Origin of the sequence: Bradyrhizobium sp. USDA 326 (genome assembly GCF_049739485.1) — a bacterium.
Taxonomy (GTDB): domain Bacteria; phylum Pseudomonadota; class Alphaproteobacteria; order Rhizobiales; family Xanthobacteraceae; genus Bradyrhizobium.
Window position 1 is genome coordinate 7,195,011 of sequence record NZ_JBMGQA010000001.1, and the last position, 22,735, is coordinate 7,217,745.

At 65.0% G+C, this 22,735-nt stretch carries 21 protein-coding genes; 8 read left to right on the plus strand and 13 right to left on the minus strand.

What is annotated here, in order from left to right; genetic code table 11:
* Positions 1-437: 437 nt before the first annotated feature.
* The 8 genes from ABIG06_RS34030 to ABIG06_RS34065 form a co-directional block, all read right to left on the minus strand.
* Positions 438-704 carry a hypothetical protein gene (locus ABIG06_RS34030; protein ID WP_124157954.1) on the minus strand — a complete coding sequence of 89 codons (267 nt, stop codon included), beginning with the start codon at positions 702-704 and terminating at the stop codon, positions 438-440.
* 1,551 nt (positions 705-2,255) lie between these two features.
* Positions 2,256-3,734 (minus strand): Asp-tRNA(Asn)/Glu-tRNA(Gln) amidotransferase subunit GatB, encoded by a 1,479-nt coding sequence (gatB, locus tag ABIG06_RS34035; RefSeq protein WP_370140174.1) that lies wholly within the window; start codon positions 3,732-3,734, stop codon positions 2,256-2,258.
* The gene (locus tag ABIG06_RS34040) at positions 3,731-4,033 is read right to left on the minus strand and encodes a hypothetical protein (protein ID WP_370140175.1); all 303 of its coding nucleotides are present in this window, start codon (positions 4,031-4,033) and stop codon (positions 3,731-3,733) included. The genes gatB and ABIG06_RS34040 overlap by 4 nt, the downstream gene beginning before the upstream one ends.
* Positions 4,024-5,499, minus strand: a complete 1,476-nt coding sequence (gene gatA / locus ABIG06_RS34045) for an Asp-tRNA(Asn)/Glu-tRNA(Gln) amidotransferase subunit GatA (protein ID WP_370140176.1) — start codon at positions 5,497-5,499, stop codon at positions 4,024-4,026. Before gatA ends, ABIG06_RS34040 begins: the two co-directional genes overlap by 10 nt.
* Positions 5,496-5,708, minus strand: coding sequence for a hypothetical protein (locus ABIG06_RS34050; protein WP_027547180.1), 213 nt, complete (start codon positions 5,706-5,708; stop codon positions 5,496-5,498). Before ABIG06_RS34050 ends, gatA begins: the two co-directional genes overlap by 4 nt.
* A 78-nt stretch (positions 5,709-5,786) precedes the next feature.
* The gene (gene gatC / locus ABIG06_RS34055) at positions 5,787-6,074 is read right to left on the minus strand and encodes an Asp-tRNA(Asn)/Glu-tRNA(Gln) amidotransferase subunit GatC (RefSeq protein ID WP_008548395.1); all 288 of its coding nucleotides are present in this window, start codon (positions 6,072-6,074) and stop codon (positions 5,787-5,789) included.
* 139 nt (positions 6,075-6,213) lie between these two features.
* Positions 6,214-7,290 carry an NAD(P)H-dependent flavin oxidoreductase gene (locus ABIG06_RS34060; RefSeq protein ID WP_370140177.1) on the minus strand — a complete coding sequence of 359 codons (1,077 nt, stop codon included), beginning with the start codon at positions 7,288-7,290 and terminating at the stop codon, positions 6,214-6,216.
* A gap of 48 nt (positions 7,291-7,338) precedes the next feature.
* Positions 7,339-8,316, minus strand: coding sequence for an NAD(P)H-dependent flavin oxidoreductase (locus tag ABIG06_RS34065; RefSeq protein ID WP_370140178.1), 978 nt, complete (start codon positions 8,314-8,316; stop codon positions 7,339-7,341).
* 97 nt (positions 8,317-8,413) lie between these two features.
* Here ABIG06_RS34065 and ABIG06_RS34070 point away from each other — a divergent pair, with 97 nt between their 5' ends.
* Positions 8,414-9,304, plus strand: a complete 891-nt coding sequence (locus ABIG06_RS34070; RefSeq protein ID WP_370140179.1) for a LysR family transcriptional regulator — start codon at positions 8,414-8,416, stop codon at positions 9,302-9,304.
* A gap of 188 nt (positions 9,305-9,492) precedes the next feature.
* Positions 9,493-10,428, plus strand: coding sequence for a cyclase family protein (locus ABIG06_RS34075; RefSeq protein ID WP_370140180.1), 936 nt, complete (start codon positions 9,493-9,495; stop codon positions 10,426-10,428).
* A 108-nt stretch (positions 10,429-10,536) separates the two neighbouring features.
* Here the strand turns inward: ABIG06_RS34075 and ABIG06_RS34080 are convergent, their stop codons facing one another.
* Complete coding sequence (locus ABIG06_RS34080; protein ID WP_370140181.1) at positions 10,537-12,780, minus strand: DNA/RNA non-specific endonuclease; 2,244 nt, start codon at positions 12,778-12,780, stop codon at positions 10,537-10,539.
* A gap of 273 nt (positions 12,781-13,053) precedes the next feature.
* Positions 13,054-13,266, minus strand: a complete 213-nt coding sequence (locus ABIG06_RS34085) for a hypothetical protein (protein ID WP_370140182.1) — start codon at positions 13,264-13,266, stop codon at positions 13,054-13,056.
* Between the two features lie 46 nt (positions 13,267-13,312).
* Between ABIG06_RS34085 and ruvX the strand changes: the two genes are divergently transcribed.
* Positions 13,313-13,804 carry a Holliday junction resolvase RuvX gene (ruvX, locus tag ABIG06_RS34090; protein ID WP_370140183.1) on the plus strand — a complete coding sequence of 164 codons (492 nt, stop codon included), beginning with the start codon at positions 13,313-13,315 and terminating at the stop codon, positions 13,802-13,804.
* 3 nt (positions 13,805-13,807) lie between these two features.
* Entirely contained in the window at positions 13,808-14,731 is a 924-nt protein-coding gene (locus tag ABIG06_RS34095) for an AEC family transporter (RefSeq protein WP_370140184.1), read from the plus strand.
* Here ABIG06_RS34095 and ABIG06_RS34100 read toward each other — a convergent pair.
* The 3 genes from ABIG06_RS34100 to ABIG06_RS34110 form a co-directional block, all read right to left on the minus strand.
* Positions 14,728-15,492: a CPBP family intramembrane glutamic endopeptidase gene (locus tag ABIG06_RS34100; protein WP_370140185.1), complete on the minus strand. Its 765-nt coding sequence runs from the start codon at positions 15,490-15,492 to the stop codon at positions 14,728-14,730. The genes ABIG06_RS34095 and ABIG06_RS34100 overlap by 4 nt on opposite strands.
* Before the next feature lie 156 nt (positions 15,493-15,648).
* Positions 15,649-17,292, minus strand: a complete 1,644-nt coding sequence (locus tag ABIG06_RS34105; RefSeq protein ID WP_370140186.1) for an isovaleryl-CoA dehydrogenase — start codon at positions 17,290-17,292, stop codon at positions 15,649-15,651.
* Between the two features lie 95 nt (positions 17,293-17,387).
* On the minus strand, positions 17,388-18,146 hold the full coding sequence (locus ABIG06_RS34110) for a M15 family metallopeptidase (RefSeq protein WP_370140976.1): 759 nt from the start codon (positions 18,144-18,146) through the stop codon (positions 17,388-17,390).
* Between the two features lie 202 nt (positions 18,147-18,348).
* Between ABIG06_RS34110 and ABIG06_RS34115 the strand changes: the two genes are divergently transcribed.
* The 4 genes from ABIG06_RS34115 to ABIG06_RS34130 all read left to right on the plus strand — a co-directional run bounded on the left by ABIG06_RS34115 (position 18,349) and on the right by ABIG06_RS34130 (position 22,731).
* Positions 18,349-19,296 (plus strand): aspartate carbamoyltransferase catalytic subunit, encoded by a 948-nt coding sequence (locus ABIG06_RS34115; protein WP_124157940.1) that lies wholly within the window; start codon positions 18,349-18,351, stop codon positions 19,294-19,296.
* A gap of 5 nt (positions 19,297-19,301) precedes the next feature.
* On the plus strand, positions 19,302-20,603 hold the full coding sequence (locus tag ABIG06_RS34120; RefSeq protein ID WP_370140187.1) for a dihydroorotase: 1,302 nt from the start codon (positions 19,302-19,304) through the stop codon (positions 20,601-20,603).
* A 47-nt stretch (positions 20,604-20,650) separates the two neighbouring features.
* Positions 20,651-21,247 (plus strand): glycerol-3-phosphate 1-O-acyltransferase PlsY, encoded by a 597-nt coding sequence (plsY, locus tag ABIG06_RS34125; RefSeq protein ID WP_124157938.1) that lies wholly within the window; start codon positions 20,651-20,653, stop codon positions 21,245-21,247.
* A gap of 299 nt (positions 21,248-21,546) precedes the next feature.
* On the plus strand, positions 21,547-22,731 hold the full coding sequence (locus ABIG06_RS34130; protein ID WP_199751260.1) for a patatin-like phospholipase family protein: 1,185 nt from the start codon (positions 21,547-21,549) through the stop codon (positions 22,729-22,731).
* Positions 22,732-22,735 lie beyond the last annotated feature (4 nt).

Here is a 22,735-nt window from a genome sequence, read left to right on the forward strand (position 1 = left end):
AGCAGCAAGAATCAATCAAGGTCTCTGCGTTCTTTCAGCTGAAAGCGATCGCGAAGCCGGCACAAGAGCCTGGCGCCAGGATGAGCACAGCGAGGTCAGCCCGATTCGCGTGCTCCTTATATATGTGCGCGCGCACCTAGATACCGGACCGCCATATTCGCCAATGCGAGGGCGATATCAGCACAGCCTCGCCGGCCCAGACATTGAACCAGACGCCGCCCTTGCGCCGGCACGGAAAGGACCACGGCCGAATTCCCGTCTTGTGAAGACATCCGAGTTCCAGGTCGCACTCGTCGGGAGCGATCTGAATCGGAAGCCATCGTCCCTTCGTGTTTTGGTCGCCCATGCCGTTGGATTTTATCCGCGGCCCGGCGGAGACATTTGCTCCAGCGCAACCGGCCTATCCGTGCAAACACGGATCGGAGGCGGTTCTCATCTCAGTGCGAGGAGACCCAGGCCCTCGCCTCGCGCTGGGCGGCGGAGATCTCGGCATCCGACATCTGTCCGGCGACTTCCTGGCGCAGTGCCACCGCGTCCTTGCGGCCCTTCAACGCCGCGAGGTTGAACCATTTGTGCGCGGCGACGAGATCGACGATCCCGGAGCGGCCGCTCGCCCAATAGATTCCGCGCTCGAACAGCACGTCCGACAGCGCGCTCGCGTCGATCGGCGTCGCCGTCTCCAGATCGAAGGTACCCTGAAACATCACGCATCCCCTTTATTCTTGTGCCGTCTCGCTCCACCGAGCGCGGCTCCCGTCCAAACAACTGCTCAACTCTTCCCCGAGTCTTCTTGCCCATGCCGTTTGCCGGCTTGTTGGAGGCGATGATGGCGGGCAAATTTGAATGGCAGTTTAAGTATCGCGATGAAGCAGACGTAAACGCGAGCGCGCGAGGCGTGTACGGGAAATTCAAAAAGTCCCTGATTTGCAGACACTTCTGCAATTCCTCAGATTCGGTTTACCCTGAGATATTGGGACATCGATAACCATCGCGCGCGGTGGCGCGTCTCACGTGCCGCCCCACCCGCCGTCGTCACCTGCGACCCGGCTACGCCAAGGCCTCGCCGGGGGCATGCGGTCTCGGAGCGCCGAACTTCCGCGAAGGCGGCAGGCGGACGCCCCTATCCCGGAGGCAGCAGTTATCCGCCGAGAAGCTGCGGCGCACCGGATCGTCAGGTCGAGGCCGGGCGATGACACCACGCGCGTGGAACGCCCCGCGGCTGCGGCAGGCACCCGAGGACATGCGCACAACCCTCGCCTACACCAAGGCAGCGCGGCCGCGTCGCGGTCAGATCAGCAATGTCGGGGGAAAGGAATGCCGGCAATACCCCGGCCTCATGAGAACGAGGGCGTCGGCGAACACGTCAGGACCAGATTCCACTTCGGCCCGAAGGCCTCTCGTGAAATTGCGGAGCCCTTTCCGGAGAACCGCACCGAACGAAGAAAACTCGTTTCTTCTGCCGGACCGCGAAGAAAACGGTCCGACCGTTGACCTGATGTCTCGCCGACACCCTCTATCGTCGACCAGAACCCTCTAGGAGGCGCTGATGACGTGCCGGCTATCTGGAGCCGGCAACTTCAGAAGCGAAGTTACTTCTTCTTCTTCGCGACCTTGCGGGTCTTCTTCGCAGTCTTCTTCACTGCGCTCTTCGCCTTCTTCGCCTTCGCCTTCTTCGCTTTCTTGGCCATGTTGCCCTCCGATGTGTGAGATGGCTTTAATCGCTGCGTGCACTCGGGGATCGAATGCACTTCATCCCGAATACACCAACACGAAGAAAAAAACAGCGTCTCGCTTAAAGAAGTGTTGACGGCGCAACGCGCCTGCGCTTGGCGAGCGCAACGCAAACGCACCGCACGAGGTGCACCTGCGATCGCGGAGAACACGCGTAGCGCCGACGTTCACGACTGATGCGATTGCAGAAAAACACTATGCAGCAAGTATTTTTCTGCACGCGCACATCGCGCGCGATCGAGGCGACGATGTGCATCGCCATTCCTCCGATCACCTCGCACAGGCGCTTCGCGGACTCTGAGTCGCGACTTTTGGCAACGAAAAAATTTTCTTCGTTAACGGCGCGAACGCTCGTCGGAGCGCGTGCAAGTCACCGTTTTGCGCGAATCGCGCACCGGCGATTCGGTGGCCGCGGCACTGTCGATCAGGATGAAGTTTGCTGCCGAGGATGCGCGCGAGCGTCGCAGCAACAACCGAAAGCGAGGCGGCGAAGCATGTCCGCCACCTCGTTCGAACGTGCGAGGCTAGAGGCCGAGCTTGGACTTGAGCAGGTCGTTGACGCTCTGCGGGTTGGCCTTGCCGCCGGACGCCTTCATCACCTGGCCGACGAACCAGCCGAGCGACTGCGGCTTGTCCTTCACCTGCGCGGCCTTGTCGGGATTGGCCGCGATGATGTCGTCGACAACCTTTTCGATCGCCGAAAGATCCGTCACCTGCTTCATGCCGCGGCTTTCGACCAGCGCGCGGGGATCGCCGCCTTCCTGCCAGACGATCTCGAACAGATCCTTGGCGATCTTGCCGGAGATCGTGCCCTCGCCGATCAGGTCGACGATCGCTGCCAGCTGCTCCGCATTGATCGGAGAGCCCGTAATGTCCCGACCTTCCTTGTTGAGGCGGCCGAACAGCTCGTTGATCACCCAGTTCGCCGCCATCTTGCCGTCGCGGGCGCGATTGGCGAGCTTGTCGAGCACCGTCTCGTAGAACACCGCGCTCTCGCGCTCGGCGACCAGCACGCTCGCGTCGTAAGCCGACAGGCCGAAATCGGCGACGAAGCGCGACTTCTTCTGGTCCGGCAGCTCCGGCAGCTCCGCCTTCAGCGCGTCGACGAACTCCTGGCCAAACTCCAGCGGCAGCAGGTCCGGATCGGGGAAGTAGCGGTAGTCGTGCGCCTCTTCCTTGGACCGCATCGAACGCGTCTCGCCCTTGTTGGGGTCATAGAGCCGCGTTTCCTGGTCGATCTGGCCGCCGTCCTCGAGGATCTCGATCTGCCGCCGCGCCTCGTACTCGATCGCCTGGCCGATGAAATTGATGGAGTTCATGTTCTTGATCTCGCAGCGGGTGCCGAGCGGCCCGCCGGGCTTGCGCACCGAGACGTTGACGTCTGCGCGCAAGGATCCCTTCTCCATGTCACCGTCGCAGGTGCCGAGATAGCGCAGGATCGAGCGCAGCTTGGCCACATAGGCCTTGGCCTGCTCGGCGTCGCGGATGTCCGGCTTTGACACGATTTCCATCAGCGCCACGCCGCAGCGGTTGAGATCGACATTGGACATAGTCGGCGACCGGTCGTGCAGCAACTTGCCGGCGTCCTGCTCCAGATGCAGCCGCTCGATGCCGACGGTGACGCTGCGACCGCCGTCGAGTTCGACCAGCACCTCGCCTTCGCCGACGACCGGCGATTTGTACTGGCTGATCTGGTAGCCCTGCGGCGAGTCCGGATAGAAATAGTTTTTCCGGTCGAACACCGAACGCAGATTGATCCTGGCGTTCAGACCGAGCCCCGTTCGGACAGCCTGCCTGACGCACTCCTCGTTGATGACGGGCAGCATGCCCGGCATCGCCGCATCGACCAGCGACACGTGCGTGTTCGGCTCGCCGCCGAATGCCGTCGAGGCACCCGAGAACAGCTTCGAGTTCGAGGTCACCTGGGCATGGATCTCCATGCCGATGACCATCTCCCAGTCACCGGTTGCGCCCTTGAGAAGCTTGTGCGTGGCCGTGCTCATGTCCTGCTCCCGAGCAGCGTGGCAGCGATCCGCTCCCACTCCGCCTGTAATGAATCCTCTGCCGCCGGCTGGCCGGCCTGGCGATACCAGTAGCCCGCATTGCCGAGATCGCCTTCGACGCGGTGCAGATAGGCATGCACCCAGGCCGCATCACGGCTGCTCTCGTCCTGAACGATCTTGTGGGCGCGGTCCCAATCCCCCTTCGCCGCCCACCAGAGGCCGGCGAGCGGCGCGGTCAGGTCCGGCGCCGGCGCCGCGCCGTCGAGGCTGGCGATGAAGGCCGCGACATTCACCACCACCTCGCGGGCGTGAAGCGGCCGGCGGCCTGCTCGATCACCTCGCCGAGCGAGAACAGCGTCTCCTCGTCAAACGGGCGGCCGATCAATTGCAGGCCGAGCGGCAGGCCCTGCGCGTCCTTGCCGGCGGGCACGGCGATGCCCGGAAGGCCCGCCATGTTTACCGTCACCGTGAAGATGTCGTTGAGATACATCTCGACGGGATCGGCGCCGCCCTTCTCGCCGATGCCGAAGGCCGCCGACGGCGTCGCGGGAGTGAGGATCGCGTCGACGCCTTTCGCGAAGCAATCCTCGAAATCCTTCTTGATCAGCGTCCGCACTTTTTGCGCACGCAGATAATAGGCGTCGTAATAACCCGCCGAGAGCACATAGGTGCCGATCATGACGCGGCGCTTCACCTCGGCGCCAAAGCCTTCGGCGCGGGTGTTCTCGTAGAGCTCGATGATGTTCTTGGCCGGCTCGCGCAGGCCGTAGCGCACGCCGTCATAGCGCGCGAGATTGGAGGAAGCCTCCGCCGGCGCCACGATGTAATAGGCCGGCAGCGCATATTTGGTGTGCGGCAGCGAGACCTCGACGAGCTCGGCGCCGGCGCTCTTGAGCCAGTCCGCGCCCGCTTGCCACAGCTTCTCGATCTCGGCGGGCATGCCGTCGAGCCGATACTCCCTGGGGATGCCGATCTTCATGCCCTTCACGGACTTGCCGATCGCGGCCTCGTAATCGGGCACGGGAATGTCGACCGAAGTCGTGTCCTTGGGGTCATGCCCCGCCATCGAGCGCAGCAGCATCGCGGCATCGCGGACGCTGCGTGCGATCGGACCGGCCTGGTCGAGCGAGGAGGCAAAGGCAACGATGCCCCAGCGCGAGCAGCGGCCATAGGTCGGCTTGATGCCGACGGTCGCGGTGAACGCCGCCGGCTGGCGGATCGAGCCGCCGGTGTCGGTCGCGGTCGCGCCCATGCACAGCAGCGCCGCCACGGCCGAGGCCGAGCCGCCGGACGAGCCGCCCGGCACCAGCGTGGTGTTGCTGCCGTCGCGCCGCCAGGGATTGCCGACGGGCCCGAAGCAGGAGGTCTCGTTCGATGAGCCCATCGCGAACTCGTCGTTGTTGAGCTTGCCGAGCATCACGGCGCCGTCGCGCCAGAGCTGTGAGGTGACGGTGGACTCGTAGGTCGGCACGAAATTGCCGAGAATCTTCGAGCACGCCGTGGTGCGCACGCCCCTCGTCGCAAACAGGTCCTTGATGCCGAGCGGAATGCCGGCAAGCGGGCCGGCATCGCCCTTGGCGATCCTGCTGTCCGCCTCGCGCGCCATTGCGCGCGCCTGGTCGGGCGTCGCCATCACGAAGGCATTGAGCACGCGCGCGGCCTCGATCGCGGTCAGATGCGCGTCGGTCAGCTCGAGCGACGTGAAAGTCTTGTCGGCGAGACCCTTGCGGGCCTCGGCGAGCGTCAGCGATGTCAAATCGGTCATTTATTGATCGGGCTGCAGAAGAACGGAGACAGGGTCTTGTCGTTGGCCGGGTCGTCTTTTTTGGCGGCGGCTTTCGCAGCGGCCTCGATCTCGTCGAGCACGGCATTGACGGCGACATTGGGGTCGGCAGCCTTGCCCTGCCGCTCCATCTTGTCGAGGTAATTCATGTAGGCCTGGTAGGCCTTCTCATCGTCGCAAAGCAGACACATCGGACCACGTCCTAAGACTCTTTGATTTGACGCGTCGTCTTCGCGCGAACCGCTTCCGCTTCGCTCGAAAACGCCATTCTATTCGACGACCTTGGGAACCAGGAAGAAATGGCCTTCGGTCGCGGGCGCGTTGGCAACGATATCGTCGGCGATCTCGCCGTCATTGACCACGTCCTGCCGCTTCTTCATCTGCATCGGGGTGACCGAGGTCATGGGCTCCACGCCCTCGACATTGACCTCCGAGAGCTGCTCGACGAAAGCGAGCATGGCGTTGAGCTCGCCCTGCAGATGCGGAACCTCGTCCTCGGAAACCGCAATGCGCGCCAGATGCGCGATGCGGCGGACGGTAGCGGCGTCGACGGACATTATATAAGGCCTCTCACGGCAAAACCCATGTGCCGTATAGCAGAGGCCGCTTTTGCGCCGCAACCGGCGCTGGCGCATGATCCGGAAAAGTGTGAAGCGGTTTTCCGAAAAGATCATGCGCAAACAAGAACCTGGAGGCTTATCCGGCCAGCGCTTTCAGGCGAGCCAAGGCCGATTTGGCGAGATCCCGGGTCAACTCGGCGGCGGGGACCTCGCGGCCGAGTGCAATGGCCTGTCCTGCCCAGAGATTGGTGAAATCCACCCCGCCTTGCTTTTCGGCAGCGGCCTTCAGCGGCCCCAGCGCGGTCGCGGCATGGGGAAACGGCGGCGCCTCCGGCGAGACCGGGCCGGCCTCGCGCATCAGACGGTTCTGGACGCCGCGCGCCGGCCGGCCGGTCATGACATTGGTGATGACGGTGGAATCGTCCCGCGCCTCGGCGAGCGCTTGGCGGCCGCCCGCGCTGACCTTGGATTCCGGGCAGCGCAGATAGGCGCTGCCGATCTGCACACCGGAGGCACCGAGCGCGAAGGCCGCGGCAATGCCGCGCCCGTCGGCGATACCGCCCGCCGCGATAACCGGCACCTTCACGGCGTCGACGACCTGCGGCACCAGCGCGAAAGTGCCGGGCTGCTCGGCGATCTTGTCGGTCAGGAACATGCCGCGATGGCCGCCCGCTTCCGCACCTTGCGCGATGACGGCGTCGACGCCGCGTTCTTCCAGCCAGACCGCTTCCTTCACCGTCGTCGCGGACGAGATGACGCGGCAACCCGCCGCCTTGACGCGCTTGAGCAGCGCCTGCTCCGGCAGACCGAAATGGAAGCTGACGACCTCCGGCTTCAGCTCCTCGACAACCTCGCAGAACGCCGCGTCGAACGGCGCGCGGTTCGCCGCAGCGATCGGCGCCGCCGGATCGAGACCATGCTCGGTGTAATAGCTCGCGAGCCGCTGCTTCCAGCGCCTTTCGGCCTCGGCCGTCAGCTCGACCGGCGTGTGACAGAAGAAGTTCATGTTGACCGGCGCCTTCACGCGCTGGCGGATGAGACCAACCTGCTCGCGCGCTTTCTCGGCCGAGATCATCGCGCAAGGCAGCGAGCCAAGTGCCCCGCCTTGCGCGGCCGCAATCACCATTTCCGCATCCATCGCCCCCGCCATCGGCGCCAGCACGATCGGGAATTCGGTCTTGAACAGATCGATCAATCGACGGTCAGGCCACATGGTTGTCCTCTCTCGTTCTTTCTTACCCTCCCTGGAGGGTAAAGAATTCTACGCCGCGACCACCGAGTTTCTCCGCCCAGCAAGAAGCTGCTCCGCCTCGGCCGCAATTCGCTCGACGATCTCGGCCGCCGGTGGAATATCATGGATCAGTCCGACCGCCTCGCCGGCGATCACCGCGGCGACGTCGAAATCGCCAGCGGCCTTTGCCGCGGCATAGTCGGCCGCGACTGCGGCGACATTCTGCATCAGCTCGACCTCGCGCCCGACCCAGCGCCTGGCATGGTCGTTGACCAGACACCGTCCCGTGAACGGTGCCGGCCAGACATTGTTGCGGGAGAGATCGAAGATGATGCCGCGCACGGTCGAGCCGCTGTTCGCCGCACAGATGCGCCGCTTCGCCTCCTCCGCGCCATCCGCCTCCCGGCTCGCATAGAAGCGCGTGCCGAGCAGCACACCGCTTGCGCCCAGCATCATCATGGCGGCGAGCCCGCGCCCGTCGGCGATGCCGCCGGACGCCACCACGGGAACGCGCCCAGCGGCGAGATCGACGATGGCAGGTACGAGATCGACGGTGGTGCGCGAAGCGCCATGACCGCCCGCCTCCGTGCCTTGCGCGATCAGGATGTCGGCGCCGGCATCGAGCGCCTGCTGCGCCATCGCTTCGTCCTGAACCTGGCAGATCAGGCGCGCGCCGGCGGACTTGATCCTGGGCGCGAACGGCGCGGGATCGCCGAACGACAGCATGATCGCCGATGGCTTTGCGCCGAGTGCGATGTCGAGAAGCTCGGGCCGCTTGGCGAGGCTCCAGGTGATGAAGCCGATCCCGAACGGCGCACGCAGTTCGGCGAGCTTCGCCGTCTCCTGCTCCAGCCAGACCCGCTCGCCATAGCCGCCGCCAAGAATGCCGAACCCGCCGGCGCGGCTCACCGCCGCGACCAAACGGCTGCCGGCGACGACATCCATCGGCGCCAGCAAAATCGGATGCTCGATCTCCAACAGCGTGGTCAGCGACGTCGTCAGCGGCATGGCTCCTCCCCGATCTGGACAGCGAGACTAGGCGCGTCTAACATTCTCTAAAAATGAATTGTTGCGAACGCTATCATCTCAAAAGCGAAACGAAGCCATGGAACTCAGCGATTTCCAGACCTTCGCGGCCGTGGCCCGCACGGGCGGCATCACACGCGCCGCCGAAGAGCTCAACACCGTGCAGTCGAACGTCACCCAGCGCGTGAAGGCGCTGGAGGCGGAGATCGGCACGGCGCTGTTCGAGCGCCACAGGCGCGGCATGACGCTGACCGGCGCCGGCAAGCGCCTGCTCCCCTACGCGCAAAAGATGGCGGCACTGTCGCGCGAAGCCTTGCTCGCCGCACGTGACGATGGCGAGCCGAAAGGACCGCTCGCGATCGGATCGATGGAGACGACGGCGGCCGTGCGCCTGCCGCCACTGCTCGCCGATTTTCACCGCCGCTTCCCCGCCGTGCGGCTTTCCTTGCGCACCGCGCCGACGGCCGACCTCGTCACCGCCGTGCTTGAAGGCTCGCTCGACGGCGCCTTCGTCGCGGGTCCCGTCACGCATGCCGATCTCATCGCGGCGAGCGCCTTCCGCGAGGAGCTGGTGCTGGTCAGCGCGCGGCGCTGGACCTCGCTTGCCGAGTTGCGCGCCGGCACGCCGGAGTCCGGGCCGACCGCGCTGGTGTTCCGCACCGGCTGCACCTACCGCCAGCGGCTCGAACAAGTGTTCGTCGAACTCGGCTGGCCGTCGGCCGCACGCTTCGAGCTGGGTACGCTCGACGGCATGATCGGCTGCGTCGCCGCCGACATGGGCGTCACGTTGCTGCCGCGCGCGGTCGTCGAGCGCAGCGCGATGAACGGCAGCATCGCGATCCACGCGCTGAGCCCGGCGCACGCGCGCGTCGAGACACTGTTCATCCACCGCCGCGCGGGCCATCAAACCAGCGCGCTGAGCGGTTTTGCCGACTGCCTGAAGAAGGACGAGGACGTCATCGCGGCCTGACGCGACACTGCGTTCCACTCCACGAAATTCGTCACAAATCCCCGCGGCCCGCGTTGCGTTCTGCCGCGGCAACGCAGCACATCAAAAAACTTTGAAGCCCGCGATCATTCTACGTTAGGATGACTGACTGGCCAGCGCAAAACCATAACGAAGCCAAAACATCGGCAAGAACATCGGGAGGACTAACGATGCGCAATACGCTCGTGTTGTGCTGTGTCGCTGCGTTGTCGGCGATATCAGGAACTGCAAGCGCACAGGACTGGACCAAGTCTAAATGGGGGCCGAACGACGAGATCGGCGCCGCCAACTACATGACGCCCGAGATCGTGGTGAAGGCGGCGTCGCTGGTGAAGACCGGCAAGACCTACGCCCTTGGCATTCCCGTCACGTCGCAGACGCCCGCCTATCCGCCCCGCACCTTCAAGATCACGGTGGTGCAGCCGGGACAGGCCGGCAGCGCCGGGCTTGGTCCGAACAAGGCCACCTACAACGATGACATACTCGACACCTGGGTCGGCATCGGCAGCCAGCTCGACGGGCTCGGCCATCTAGGCATCGAACATGTCTATTACAACGGCAACAAGCTCGCCGATTTCGCCGATCCGACCGGACTGAAGAAGCTCGGGATCGAAAAGGTGCCGCCGATGGTCACCCGCGGCGTCCTGCTCGACATGGCCGCCTATTTCAAGACCGACGTGGTGAAGGAAGGCACCGCATTCAACGTCAAGGAGATCGAGGAAGCCGCCAAGCAGCAGAACGTCGAGATCCGCCAGGGCGACGTCGTCATCTTCCACACCGGCTGGCTCAGTCTGCTCGGCAAGGACGACAAGCGCTATTCGGCCGCCGAGCCCGGGCTCGGCGTCGAGGGTGCAAAATATCTGACTGGCAAGGGCGTCGTCGCCGTTGGCGCCGACACCTGGGGACTGGAGGTACTGCCGTTCGAATCCAAGAACGTGTTCGAGGTGCACCAGATCCTGCTCGCGATGAACGGGACCTACATCCTGGAAAATATGGACACGGCCGCGCTCGCCAGAGACAAGGGCTATGAATTCCTGTTCGTGCTGGGACAGCCGCGCTGGACCGGCGGCGTGCAGGCGATGATCAACCCCATCGCGATCCGCTGACGCGCGGCCCGCGTCGCAAGCCCCGGGTGAGGGCCATCGGTGTCTCGACAGAGCACACCGCCCCTCACCCGAAAGCCGCGTCGGTCCCCACTCCAAGAACCTGGGTTCCTAGATTCGGATGTCCTCATAGGACTCGATCCGCCGCGGGCCGACCGAGGTCGCCTCGTGCGAGTCCGCGTCGGCAAGATTGCCGAAGTCGAGCTTGGTCAATTTCGCGAGGTCCGCGATCGAGACCTGGAAGACGCTGACATCCTCCTCCGACATCCGCTCGAGCAGCTCCGCCTCCTGGATTCGGTCGATCTCCATAACCTGCTTTCGCTGGCTCATCAGGAACGCCGCCGCCTTCAGAGCGTCGTCATCGTCGTTGCGGCGGATCAGAATCTTCCAGAAATACTTCGGAATTTGAACGCCGCCGAAGCTCGGATCCCTGTGCGGCCGGCCGGCCGGATTGGGCAGATCGGATCCTTCGGCATCCGGCCCATCGAACACCGGGCCGTTCATGACGATGCCCTTCTCCTCGCCTTCGAGCAGGACATCGCGCGTGTAGTCCTCCAGTCCAGCCCAGAGCTGCTTGCCCTGGTTGAACGAGAAGAACTGCGGCGAGCAATTGGTGAAATGGAAGGAATCGTCGCCATGCTGCTTGGCCGCGGCGACGGTGTCGCCCCAGGTCGCATCCAGTCTGCGCACCAGATGACCGCGGTCGAACGGATTCTTGCTGCGGTCGGCCTCGAAAGTAGCCTGCTTGCCGTAGAACTCGTCGCCGATCTGGGCATCCTCGTCGATGCGCGGATCGCGCAGCCAGGAATCACCTTCGCGCTTGCCGACATCCTGCTGCTTGCTGCCGTCGATATTGACACAGCTGAAGAAGGCGAGCCTGCGCTCCTTGTTCATGACGACGCTGTAGTTGAAATATTTCAGCTCGGACTGCCTGGAGCGGCCCTTGAGCATCGCGATCCTGGACTTGAGCGCGGCCGGAATCTTCGGCAAGGGAACCGAGAATTTGCCAGTGCCCAGAAAATTCGCCTTGTATCCTGGACGCGATTTCAGCGTGCTCTGATCGATATGCACGGCCTCCATCGGCAGGCCGTTCCTCGCACTGATGTGCGGCGACAGGCCGGTCGGCGGCGCAATCAATGGTATGCCGCCGTTGCGCTCGCCGCCGTGCGTGCCGCCGTTCGGCGTCCGGCCATTGCCATGCCCCCCCGCCGGGCTCGGCAGCGGCGCCGTTGGAGCGAAAGGAATCTCCTTCTTGAACATCGGCAGCGGAACGCGGATCGGGACCACCAGAGACGTGCCGTCGACGGATTGCTCGACCCAGACACTGGCGCCGTACGGCATTGCGGCAACCGGCGACGGCGAGGCTCTCTCGATTTCGGGCCGGCCTGGCGGGTCCATCTCGTCCAGCACCGGCCTGATCAGAGGGTGAGAGCCGACGGCCACCTTGAGATCGGCGACGATCGCGCTGATCCGGATGCCTTCGTTGGCAATCCAGTCGATCGAGGATTCGTCCATCGACGGCTTCCACACCTTGCCGTCCTTGGTCAGGGTGCGACCCTGCGCATTCTTCCGGGGAACACCGCTGTGGTGCAGCGCGACCACCTGCCAGAAGCGGTTGAACGCGGGCGAGCCCGACGATCCCGCCGTCGTGTCGGTGTTGTACCAGAGGAAGTCGCCGACATATTTGAGCAGCTTGTTCTCGCGGACGCAGACCTGCTTCATCTGCCCGCTGGGATGCTGGATGATGGTGAGGTACTCGCCGGGATCTGCCTTGCCGGGCGCACCGCTGAGCGGCAACCACCCGAAATCCTCGAGCTCCTCTCCTCCCGACAGCGAGGTCGGCGCCACCGCGACAATCGAAAAATCCAGCCTGTCGTTGGTGTAGAAGAATCTTCCCGGTTCGAATCCGAACCTCACCGGCACACGCTCCTGTCCCGAAGCGTCCAATTCGTAGTTGAAATCGGCGATCGAATTGGCTGCGTCGGCCGGCCGACCGAAGACATGATGGTTCGTCAGCAGCAGGCCGGGCCCGATCAGAAAGCCGGAGCCATAGCCGAGCAGATTCGACTTGGTATCCCTGAGCTGAATACGGCAGACCGAGCGCGAGGCGGCGGTCCCCTTGGCGAGATAGTTGATGCTGTCGAGATCATTGCCCTGGATGATCCGCTCCAGGCCGATCTCGGCCTTCTCCACATCCTGCGTCTCGGCCAGCAGCTGGCGCTGGCGCAGGCGCATCTTTTCGACGGTCATCTCGATCGGACCGTCGCCCAATTTTCGGTTCAAGGCCTCGGGTGAGAACTCGGCTTGCTTGAATCGCCTTTCTGAGCCCGCGATCAGGCTTGGCTTGATGCGCATCGTGACCTCTCAAATGGCTGGGCGAATATTGGACGTGGTCGGCGCCCAAAGAAATTGACGCCAAGTTGCAACGCGGGCCGGACTGCCGGTCGCCGCCGATCGTTCCGGAAATCGGGGGCATGCACCCGACACTACTTTAGACCTGTATATCTACTGCCGCGCAACCACGCGGCATCATGCCATGGTCTGCAACCTCACCAGTGTGAGATTTCCCACAATTGATCGATACAGCTGGGCATCACGATTTCGCGCGGCTTGCGGCCGCCGGACGATCTACCGCTTCAGGTACCACCGTCGCAGCGCCACGACGGCCCAGATCGCTTCGACCACACCGAGCGGCCAGGCGCCCTGCAGAAAACCGTAGACCGAGCCGAGCGCGCAGGATGCGGCGAACAGCAGCACGAACCAGTGGCTGCGGTCCTCCAGGGCGTAGGTGACCAGCATCGCCGTCACGGCGAACAGGCCGAATAATGTCAGCGCATCCATCTTCCGGGTTCACTCCGCTGCGTGACGCGTGATATGCGCTAACGCCATGCCGGCTCTTATCCTGCCCCTCGTCGATGCTGCAACCCACTGGCCCGCGCGCGGCGCGCTGGTCGGGCTGGATCTCGGCACCAAGACCATCGGCGTTGCCGTCTCCGACCCCGATCGTCGGCTTGCGACCGGCGTCGAGACCATCGCCCGCAAGGCGTTCAAGCAGGACGCTGCCCGGCTGCTCGCGGTCGCGGCCGAGCGCAAGGTGGTCGGCTTCGTGCTCGGCCTGCCCATCAACATGGACGGCAGCGAGGGCCCGCGCGCGCAATCCACCCGCGCCTTCGCCCGCAATCTCGCCGGACTGACCCAGCTCCCCATCGGCCTCTGGGACGAGCGTCTCTCGACCGCGGCGGTCGAGCGCGAGCTGATCGGCATGGACGTCAGCCGCGCCAAGCGCGCCGAGGTGATCGACGAGCACGCGGCGATCTTCATCCTGCAAGGCGCGCTCGACCGTCTGGCAAATCTGCGCGCGGCGCCGGGGACGGACTGATTCATGCCGGTCGTGATTGCGGCGCTGCTGCCGGTCTTTATCCTCATCGTGCTCGGCGTCGTGCTGAGGCACAGCCTGATGCGTCTCGACACGCAATGGCACGGGCTGGAGCAGCTGACCTATTTCGTGCTGTTTCCGATGCTGCTGATCCAGACCCTGGTCAAGGCGGACCTCTCCAGGGTGCCCGTCGCCGGCGTCGGCGGCGCGCTGCTGCTGTCGGCGCTCGCGATGTCGCTGCTCTGTCTCGCGCTGCGGCCGGCGCTGTCGCGGCTGAGCATCGACGGTCCCGCCTTCACCTCGATCTTCCAGGGCGCAACGCGCTGGCAAACCTTCGTGGCTCTGTCGATCGCCGCCAACATGTTCGGCGATCTCGGACTGGCGCTGGCCTCAGTGGCGATGGTCGCGATCATCCCGCTGGTCAACGTGTTCAGCGTCGCCGTGCTCGCTCATTACGCCGCAAAAGAGAAGCGATCCCCGCGCGTCATCGCCATGACGGTGATCCGCAATCCCCTGATCTGGGCCTGCGTGATCGGCCTAGCCGTCAATCTGATGCACCTGCCGCTGCCTAGGATCTGGCACGAGGTGGCGGACGCGCTGAGCCGGTCCTCGCTTGCCATCGGCCTCCTCGTCACCGGCGCGGGCCTGCATCTGAAGGGCCTGTTGCGCCCCAGCCTGGGCGCAGCCATCGGCGTCGGCCTGAAGCTGGTGCTGATGCCTGCGCTCGCGCTGGGGCTCGCGGCCTGGTTCGGCATCACCGGCAGCAGCCTCGCGATCGTCGCGATCTGCGCGGCCGTGCCGACTTCGCCCAGCGCCTATGTGCTGGCCCGCCAGATGGGCGGCGATGCGCCGTTGCTGGCGCAGATCATCACGCTGCAAACGATCCTGGCGGCCATCACGATGCCGATCGCGATCGGGCTGGCGGCCTAGCTCCCCAGCCACATCGTCAGCACCACCGCGGTCAGATTGTTCAGCGAGTGGAGCACGATGGTGACCCATAGCGAGTCGGAGCGATAGCGCATGTAGCCGAACCACAGGCCGATGGCGAAGACCTCGGCGAGGAAGTATATGTCGTATTGCAGGTGCACGACCGTCCAGATCAGCGACGACAGCAGGATCGCACCTGATACGCGCAGGAAGCTCGCCGACCAGCCGCGATAGAGAAAGCCTCGCGCCAGAACCTCTTCCGACATGGGCGCGGCGACGCTGAAGGCGAACAGGAGCAACAGCGCAGCGCCCTTGTCGCGCCCCGATTTCAGCAGATCGGTCATGAAGCCCGGCGTCGCCTCCCGCCCCAGCGCGCGCGACATCGTCTCCCACACCAGCACGATCAGGATGAGCCCGACGGCGCCGAAAAGCAGCTGCTTCCACGACGGCCAGTGCAGCGCGAGATAATCGACGAAGGACGCCTTCTTGATGCGAATGGCGAGCCAAACCGCGGCCAGCGTCGCCGGCAGGCCCGTGATGACCGAGAGCGCGAGCGCCTGCGGCTCACGGCCGACGACCTGGAGTGAGGCGAGGTCCATGGGAAGACCACGCTCCACCGCCAGCAGAACGACGGCGCCGATCTGTCCGACGAACATCGCCACGAAGATGAAGAGACCCCACAGCGCCGAGCCCCAGAACTTCCAGACGCGTGGCGGCGCCGGCGTCTCGGTCAGCGGCGCATGATCGGGGTTGAGGGAGTCCATCAGGAGGCTTTCGCTAGAAATTCACCGTCATTCCGGGGCGATGCACAGCATCGAACTAGGGTGCGGGCTCCCGCACCCGAGAATCTCGAGATTCTCAGGTGCGCAATTGCGCACCATAGTTCGGTTCGGACCGCCCCGGAATGACGGGATCAACAATCACGGCAGCGCCCTCGCCAGCAGTTCATGCACATCGGGGCCGCCCAACTCCACCGCGCCATACATGCTGGCGTGATTGGCGGCTAGACGCGTGCTCGCGAACAATTCGGCATTGCGCGGCGATACGCCGTTGAGCGCAGCCGTCGCGGCAAGCAGCGCCAGCTTCTCGACGGCAAGGCGCGCAACGCGTTCGCCATCGGCGCGGCGGAAGGTCTTGCCGATGAAGGTCACCGCCTCGCCTGCCCCCGGTAGGCTCTTCGTCTCGACCGCCAGCGATTGCAGCACCGCCATTGCCGCCTCCGGCTCGCGCGAGAGCGCGCGGAGCACGTCGAGGCACATGACGTTGCCCGACCCCTCCCAGATCGCGTTGACCGGCGACTCCCGGTAATGGCGCGCCAGAATGCCGTCCTCGACATAGCCGTTGCCGCCGAGGCACTCCATCGCCTCGTAGAGGAACGGCGGCGCGCTCTTGCAGGTCCAGTATTTGATCGCGGGCGTCAACAACCGCATATAGGCGGCTTCCGCCGCATCCTGCGGCATGCGGTCGAAGGCGCGGCAGAGCCGCATCACCAGCGCCGTGCTCGCCTCCACATGCAGCGCCATGTCCGACAGCACGGCCTGCATCAGGGGCTGGTCGGCAAGATGCTTCTGGAACACGCTACGGTGCCGCGCATGGTGCAGCGCATGCGCGAGCCCAGAGCGCATCAGCCCGACGGAGGCGATCGCACAATCCTGCCGCGTCAGCTGCACCATCTGGATGATGGTGCGGATGCCCTTGCCCTCCTCGCCGACCGCTTGCGCATACGCGCCGACGAACTCGACCTCGGACGAGGCATTGGAGCGGTTGCCGAGCTTGTCCTTCAGCCGCTGGAACTGGATGGCGTTGACCGAACCGTCCGGCGCGAAGCGCGGCATGAAGAAGCAGGTCAACCCGCCCTCCGCCTGCGCCAGCACCAGGAACGCATCGCACATCGGCGCCGACATGAACCATTTATGACCGGTGATGCGATAGCCGTCCCCGTCGCGCACGGCGCGCGTCATGTTGGCGCGAACGTCGGTGCCGCCCTGTTTCTCGGTCATGCCCATGCCAAGCGTCATGCCGCGCTTCTGCCACCAGGGCGCAAAGCTGGGATCATAGCTCTTCGTCGACAGCACCGGCATCACGCGCGCCAGCAAGTCAGGCTGCATCGCCAGCGCGCCGACGGAGGCGCGTGTCATCGTGATCGGGCAGAGATGGCCGGTCTCGACCTGCGCGGCGATATAGAATTTCGCGGCACGAATGACCTCGGCGGCATCGCCAGCAGGTCTTCCATCTGCCGTCCAGGTCGAATTGTGCACGCCCGCATGCGCACTGTGCGCCATCAGCTCGTGATAGGCGGGATGAAACTCGACCTGGTCGCGGCGATTGCCCTTGGCATCGAAGGTGCGCAGCTTCGGCGTGTTCTCGTTCGCGAGGCGGCCGCGATCTGCCATCGCCGCCGAGCCCCATTGCTTGCCGAACTCCGACAGCTCGCGCTCCGCCGCCGCGCCGCCATTGGCCCTCACCGCTTCGACCAGCGGCCGGTCCGCAGCGAACAGGTCGACGTCCTCGAATGGCGGCGACTGGTTAAAGACCTCGTGGGTCGCAAAGCTCGGCTGGGTCATGGTACTTCCATCGATGTCATCTCGGCTCGGGCAGCGCCACCTCTCCCGACGGCAGAGGCAACCCCGCTTGCGGCTGCTTTCGTTTCAATCGAACTCTACCTCGTCCGCGGCTGGCTCGGGAAATCATAGGCTGCCCCGCCCGCCCCCGGCAGGGAAAAATGCCACCACTCCTTCGAATAGTTCACAAAGCCTTGCCTGGCCATCGCAGCGACCAGCCGCTTGCGCCAAATGCGTTGCTCCGGATTGATCGACGTTACGGCGGTATGCCCCTTCGCGTCGGTACAGTCGTAGCCCGTGCCCATGTCGACGCTGCCTTCGGGCGCGCGCAACGCGACCGGCGCAGTGCAGTCGGCATAGGTCGTCGACGGATCGTATTTGGCGGAATTGTCGGCCTTGAGATCGACCAGCGTGAGATCGAGCGCTGCACCCGTGGAATGCTGCGAGCGGCTCGCAATGTAGCCGAGGCGGAACAGCTCGGTCTTCGGGATGTTCGGATTGTAGCGCCGCTCGGCCGCCGTCTCATGACCGTTCTGCGACCACTTCACCATGTCGCGCGAGGCCCGCGCCGGGCGGTAGCAGTCGAACATTTTCAGCGACAGGTTCTGTGCGGCCAGTTCCTGCTGGACCGCCTTCAGGCGCAGCCCGACCTCGCGCTTCACCACGCATTCGCCGGCGCCGTAGCCGGCGAGCGGACGGCCGACGAAATTGTTCGACGTCGCGTAGCGGATGTCCTGGATGATGCTGGGATCGATGTCGCGGAGGTAAACGAAGCCGCCGGGGAGAGGTTGGGCGTGGGCGGATGAGATTATGGTTATGGCAACGCTCGCAATCAGAAATGATTTGAGGAGAGACATACGCATTTTTTCTCCGTCATTCCGGGATAGTCCGAAGGACCAGACCCGGAATCTCGAGATTCTCGGGTGCGGGAGCCCACACCCTAGTTCGATGCTTCGCATCGCCCCGGAATGACGACAAGGAGACAGATCAGGGGATAACTCACATCCTGGCCTTTGCCCCTTGCTCCCCCCGCCGTCCGCCCCTATAGCTCTGCTTTTAATGACATCGAAATCGACCTTCGTCCTCGGCCACCGGCATTTGCTGGGCATCGAGGGCCTTTCCGCGGCCGACATCTCCGGCCTCCTCGACCTGTCCGAAGAATACGTCGAGGTCAACCGCCAGGTTGACAAGAAGCGCACCGTCCTGCGTGGACGGACGCAGGTGAACCTCTTCTTCGAGGCCTCCACCCGGACCCAGTCCTCGTTCGAACTCGCCGGCAAGCGGCTCGGCGCCGACGTCATGAACATGTCGGTGTCCTCCTCCTCGATCCGCAAGGGCGAGACCCTGATCGACACCGCCGTGACGCTGAACGCGATGCACCCCGATATCCTGGTGGTGCGCCATCATGCCTCCGGCGCGGTGGAACTGCTGGCGCGCAAGGTTGACGGTTCCGTGATCAATGCCGGCGACGGCGCGCACGAGCATCCGACGCAGGCGCTGCTCGACGCCCTCACCATACGCCGCAACAAGGGCCGGATCGAGGGCCTCGTGGTCGCGATCTGCGGCGACGTGCTGCATTCGCGCGTCGCCCGCTCCAACATCATCCTGCTCAACACCATGGGCGCCCGCGTCCGCGTCGTCGGCCCCTCCACGCTGCTGCCGCCGGGCATCGAGCGGATGGGCGTCGAGGTCGCACGCGACATGCGCGAGGGCCTGGAGGGCGCCGACATCGTCATGATGCTGCGGCTGCAGCGCGAGCGCATGAACGGCTCCTTCGTGCCCTCGTCATCGGAATATTTCCATTATTTCGGGCTCGACCAGAAGAAACTCGCCTACGCCAAGCCGGACGCTCTCGTGATGCATCCAGGTCCCATGAACCGTGGCGTGGAGATCGACTCGATCGTGGCCGACGGCGCCCAGTCCCTGATCCGCGAACAGGTGGAAATGGGCGTCGCCGTGCGCATGGCCGTGCTGGAAGCGCTCGCCCGCAACCTGCCCAACGCGTGATGCCGATGCTGACCGATCGCCGCCCCATCCTGCTCGCCAACGCCCGCGTCGTCGATCCCTCCAGGGATTTCGACGGCATCGGCGACGTTCTCATTGCCGATGGCACCATCCGCGAGACCCGCCGCGGCATCGGCGCGGCCGGCGTCCCCGAGGGTACCGACATCGTCAACTGCTCCGGCAAGATCGTGGCGCCGGGCCTGATCGACATGCGCGCCTTCGTCGGCGAGCCCGGCCTCAGCCATCGCGAGACCTTTGCCTCGGCGAGCCAGGCCGCCGCGACGGGCGGCATCACCACCATCATCTGCCAGCCGGACACCTCGCCCGTCATCGACAATTCGGCGACGGTCGACTTCGTGATGCGCCGGGCCCGCGACACCGCGATCGTCAACATCCAGCCCATGGCGGCGTTGACCAAGGGCATGCACGGCGAGGAAATGACCGAGTTCGGCCTGTTGAAGGCGGCCGGCGCAGTCGCTTTCAGCGACGGCGACAAGAGCGTGACCAACGCGCAGGTCATGCGCCGCGCGCTGACCTACGCCCGCGACTTCGACGCGCTGATCGTGCATCACACCGAGGACCCTGATCTCGTCGGCGAAGGCGTGATGAACGAGGGCGAGTTCGCGACCCGGCTCGGCCTGATGGGGATCCCGAACGCCGCCGAGGCCGTGATGCTGGAGCGCGACCTGCGCTTGGTCGCGCTCACCGGCGGCCGGTACCATGCGGCCTCGCTCACCTGCATCGATTCCCTCGACATCCTCCAGCGCGCCCGCGACGCCGGGCTCGCCGTCAGCGCCTCGGTCTCGATCAATCATCTGGCGCTGAACGAGAACGACATCGGCCCTTACCGCTCGTTCCTGAAGCTGTCGCCGCCACTGCGGACCGAGGACGACCGCCGGGCGCTGGTGGCGGCGATCGCCTCCGGTCTCCTCGACGTGATCATGTCCGACCACAATCCGCAGGACGTCGAGGTCAAGCGCCTGCCGTTCGCGGAAGCCGCGCCCGGCGCCGTCGGGCTCGAGACCATGCTGCCAGCCGGCTTGCGGCTGGTGCATAATGGCGAACTGGAACTGAAGACGCTGATCCGGGCGATGTCGACCCGGCCAGCCGAACTGCTCGGGCTGCCGGGTGGAACCCTGCGCGCCGGCAGCCCCGCCGACGTCATCGTGATCGATCCCGATACGCCCTGGGTGGTCGATCCGGCCGACCTCAAATCGCCTTGCAAGAACACCCCGTTCGACGAGGCCCGCTTTACAGGCCGCGTGGTGCGCACCATTGTCGGCGGCCGGACGGTCTACGAGCATGTCTGACATACGCGATCGTTCGACACGCGAATCCTGCCTTTGGAGCTGCCGTCATGGGGCTTGAAGCATTCTTGCCGGTGGCTTTCGTCATCGGCTATCTCCTCGGCTCGATTCCATTCGGACTGATCCTGACCAAGCTCGCGGGCACGCAGGATATCCGCTCGATCGGCTCCGGCAGCATCGGCGCCACCAATGTGCTGCGCACGGGACGCAAGAGCCTCGCGGCGGGCACCCTGCTGTTCGACGCGCTCAAGGGCACCGTGGCCGTGGTGATCGCCGGCTACATCGCGGGGCCCAATGCCGCGATGGCAGCCGGGCTCGGCGCCTTCCTCGGTCACCTCTTCCCCGTCTGGCTCAAGTTCAAGGGCGGCAAGGGCGTCGCCGTCTATATCGGCGTCCTGCTTGGCCTGTTCTGGCCTGGCGCCGTCGTTTTCTGCGTGCTCTGGCTGGCGACCGCCTTCACCACCCGCTATTCCTCGCTCTCCGCGCTGGTGGCGGCGTTCATCACGCCGATGTTCCTGTGGTGGTTCGGCCACCTCGCATTGTCCGCCCTGACAGCGGTGCTGACGCTGCTCTTGTTCTACGCGCATCGCGAGAACATCAGGCGCCTGCAAACCGGCAAGGAAAGCCGGATCGGCGAGAAGGCCTGAAGCATGATCCGGAAAAGTGCGAAGCGGTTTTCCGGAAAGATCATGCGTGAACAACAACCTAAAGCGCGATGACGATTGATCGAGATATCGCGCTTTAGAGCGAAGTGGATGCCGGTTCGCGTCAAGAAAACGCGTCAAACAACAATCTGAAGCCGGAAAAAGTACGGATATCGCCGCACACCTTCCGCATTGTATGCCAAATTCTGTTCGCAACTTCGCACCGCTCGGTGCAGGCAGTAGCGAACGGGTTCCATGCCTGTCATCCTGACACAGGAAACGGCGTTACGCGGTTGCTCAGAATGAGCGAGATGATTGTCGACGCGCATGACAGGGTTGGTTCGCTCGGTGCTTCCGGCAGCGCAGCAAGCCGGCTGCTTTCGGCGACCAATATCTGGTCCGATGCGCCACCGCCCGCGCACGTTTCATCGCAAGTGCCGCAGCCTGCGCCCGTCGCGCAGGCCGACGCTCCGCGAGACGTCGGGGTCACCAAGGCTGCAGCGGTCGCGCTCCCGCAGGCGCGTTCCGGCCAATGGCCGCCGCGAAAACTCTCGCTGGCGCTCCAGGGCGGCGGCACCTTTGCCGCCTTCACCTGGGGCGTGCTGGAGCGGCTGCTGGAAGAGCCCGACATCGCGATCGACACCGTCAGCGGCGCCAGCGCCGGCGCCATCAATGCGCTGCTGCTCGCCTGCGGCCTTGCCGAAGGCGGCCGCGAAGGCGCCCGCAGCCGGCTGAACCGGTTCTGGGTCCGCCTGATGCACGAGGCCTCGTTCCGCTCGCTGATGCTGGTCGGCGGCTTTTCGCCGGCGGGAAGCTCCGTCGCGTTCGGCCCGACGCTGCGCTCCGGGCAGTTCGATCCGTTCGATCTCGATCCGCTGCGGCAGGCGCTGTCGCGCGACATCAACTTTTCCATCTTGCGCGACGCAGGGTGCCCGAAGCTGCTGATCGCGGCGACGCGGATCCGCGACGGGCAGCAGCAGATCTTCGCCAACGACGCCATCACCGCGGACGTCGCGCTGGCCTCGACCTGTCCGCCGCTGGTTCACTGCGCCGTCGAGATCGACGGCGAGGCCTATTGGGACGGCGGCTTCGGCGGCAATCCGCCGCTGCTGCGGCTGGTCCGGGAAACCGCGGCGACGGATCTGCTGCTCGTCCAGGTCACGCCGACGCGCGACAGCTATGTGCCGATCACGCTCGCCGCGATCGACCGCAGGCTCGACCAGATCGCGGCCAACGCCGCGCTCAATGCCGAGATCGCGGCGATCGAATGGGCACAGTCGTACGCCACAGCGCCGCTGCGCCTCACCAGGATCGCGGCAGAAGACTCCTTTGACGGCTTGGCGCAGCGCTCATCGACCGATCTCGGCCGCGGCTTCATTCGCCTGCTGCACCGGAGCGGTCGCGAGGCCGCCGCGCGCTGGCTCGGGCAAGGTACGGGTGCGACGCAGGGAGCCGCCCCCGCGGCGGCCGAGCCGGAACTGGTCTGATCCC

Excerpts from the sequence above, each read along its gene's own strand:
- ABIG06_RS34030 (WP_124157954.1), bottom strand. The coding sequence starts at position 704 with ATGTTTCAGGGTACCTTCGATCTGGAGACGGCGACGCCGATCGACGCG.
- gatB (WP_370140174.1), bottom strand. The coding sequence starts at position 3,734 with ATGAGCACGGCCACGCACAAGCTTCTCAAGGGCGCAACCGGTGACTGG.
- gatA (WP_370140176.1), bottom strand. The coding sequence starts at position 5,499 with ATGACCGATTTGACATCGCTGACGCTCGCCGAGGCCCGCAAGGGTCTC.
- ABIG06_RS34050 (WP_027547180.1), bottom strand. The coding sequence starts at position 5,708 with ATGTGTCTGCTTTGCGACGATGAGAAGGCCTACCAGGCCTACATGAAT.
- gatC (WP_008548395.1), bottom strand. The coding sequence starts at position 6,074 with ATGTCCGTCGACGCCGCTACCGTCCGCCGCATCGCGCATCTGGCGCGC.
- ABIG06_RS34060 (WP_370140177.1), bottom strand. The coding sequence starts at position 7,290 with ATGTGGCCTGACCGTCGATTGATCGATCTGTTCAAGACCGAATTCCCG.
- ABIG06_RS34065 (WP_370140178.1), bottom strand. The coding sequence starts at position 8,316 with ATGCCGCTGACGACGTCGCTGACCACGCTGTTGGAGATCGAGCATCCG.
- ABIG06_RS34070 (WP_370140179.1), top strand. The coding sequence starts at position 8,414 with ATGGAACTCAGCGATTTCCAGACCTTCGCGGCCGTGGCCCGCACGGGC.
- ABIG06_RS34075 (WP_370140180.1), top strand. The coding sequence starts at position 9,493 with ATGCGCAATACGCTCGTGTTGTGCTGTGTCGCTGCGTTGTCGGCGATA.
- ABIG06_RS34080 (WP_370140181.1), bottom strand. The coding sequence starts at position 12,780 with ATGCGCATCAAGCCAAGCCTGATCGCGGGCTCAGAAAGGCGATTCAAG.
- ABIG06_RS34085 (WP_370140182.1), bottom strand. The coding sequence starts at position 13,266 with ATGGATGCGCTGACATTATTCGGCCTGTTCGCCGTGACGGCGATGCTG.
- ruvX (WP_370140183.1), top strand. The coding sequence starts at position 13,313 with ATGCCGGCTCTTATCCTGCCCCTCGTCGATGCTGCAACCCACTGGCCC.
- ABIG06_RS34095 (WP_370140184.1), top strand. The coding sequence starts at position 13,808 with ATGCCGGTCGTGATTGCGGCGCTGCTGCCGGTCTTTATCCTCATCGTG.
- ABIG06_RS34100 (WP_370140185.1), bottom strand. The coding sequence starts at position 15,492 with ATGGACTCCCTCAACCCCGATCATGCGCCGCTGACCGAGACGCCGGCG.
- ABIG06_RS34105 (WP_370140186.1), bottom strand. The coding sequence starts at position 17,292 with ATGACCCAGCCGAGCTTTGCGACCCACGAGGTCTTTAACCAGTCGCCG.
- ABIG06_RS34110 (WP_370140976.1), bottom strand. The coding sequence starts at position 18,146 with ATGTCTCTCCTCAAATCATTTCTGATTGCGAGCGTTGCCATAACCATA.
- ABIG06_RS34115 (WP_124157940.1), top strand. The coding sequence starts at position 18,349 with ATGACATCGAAATCGACCTTCGTCCTCGGCCACCGGCATTTGCTGGGC.
- ABIG06_RS34120 (WP_370140187.1), top strand. The coding sequence starts at position 19,302 with ATGCTGACCGATCGCCGCCCCATCCTGCTCGCCAACGCCCGCGTCGTC.
- plsY (WP_124157938.1), top strand. The coding sequence starts at position 20,651 with ATGGGGCTTGAAGCATTCTTGCCGGTGGCTTTCGTCATCGGCTATCTC.
- ABIG06_RS34130 (WP_199751260.1), top strand. The coding sequence starts at position 21,547 with ATGAGCGAGATGATTGTCGACGCGCATGACAGGGTTGGTTCGCTCGGT.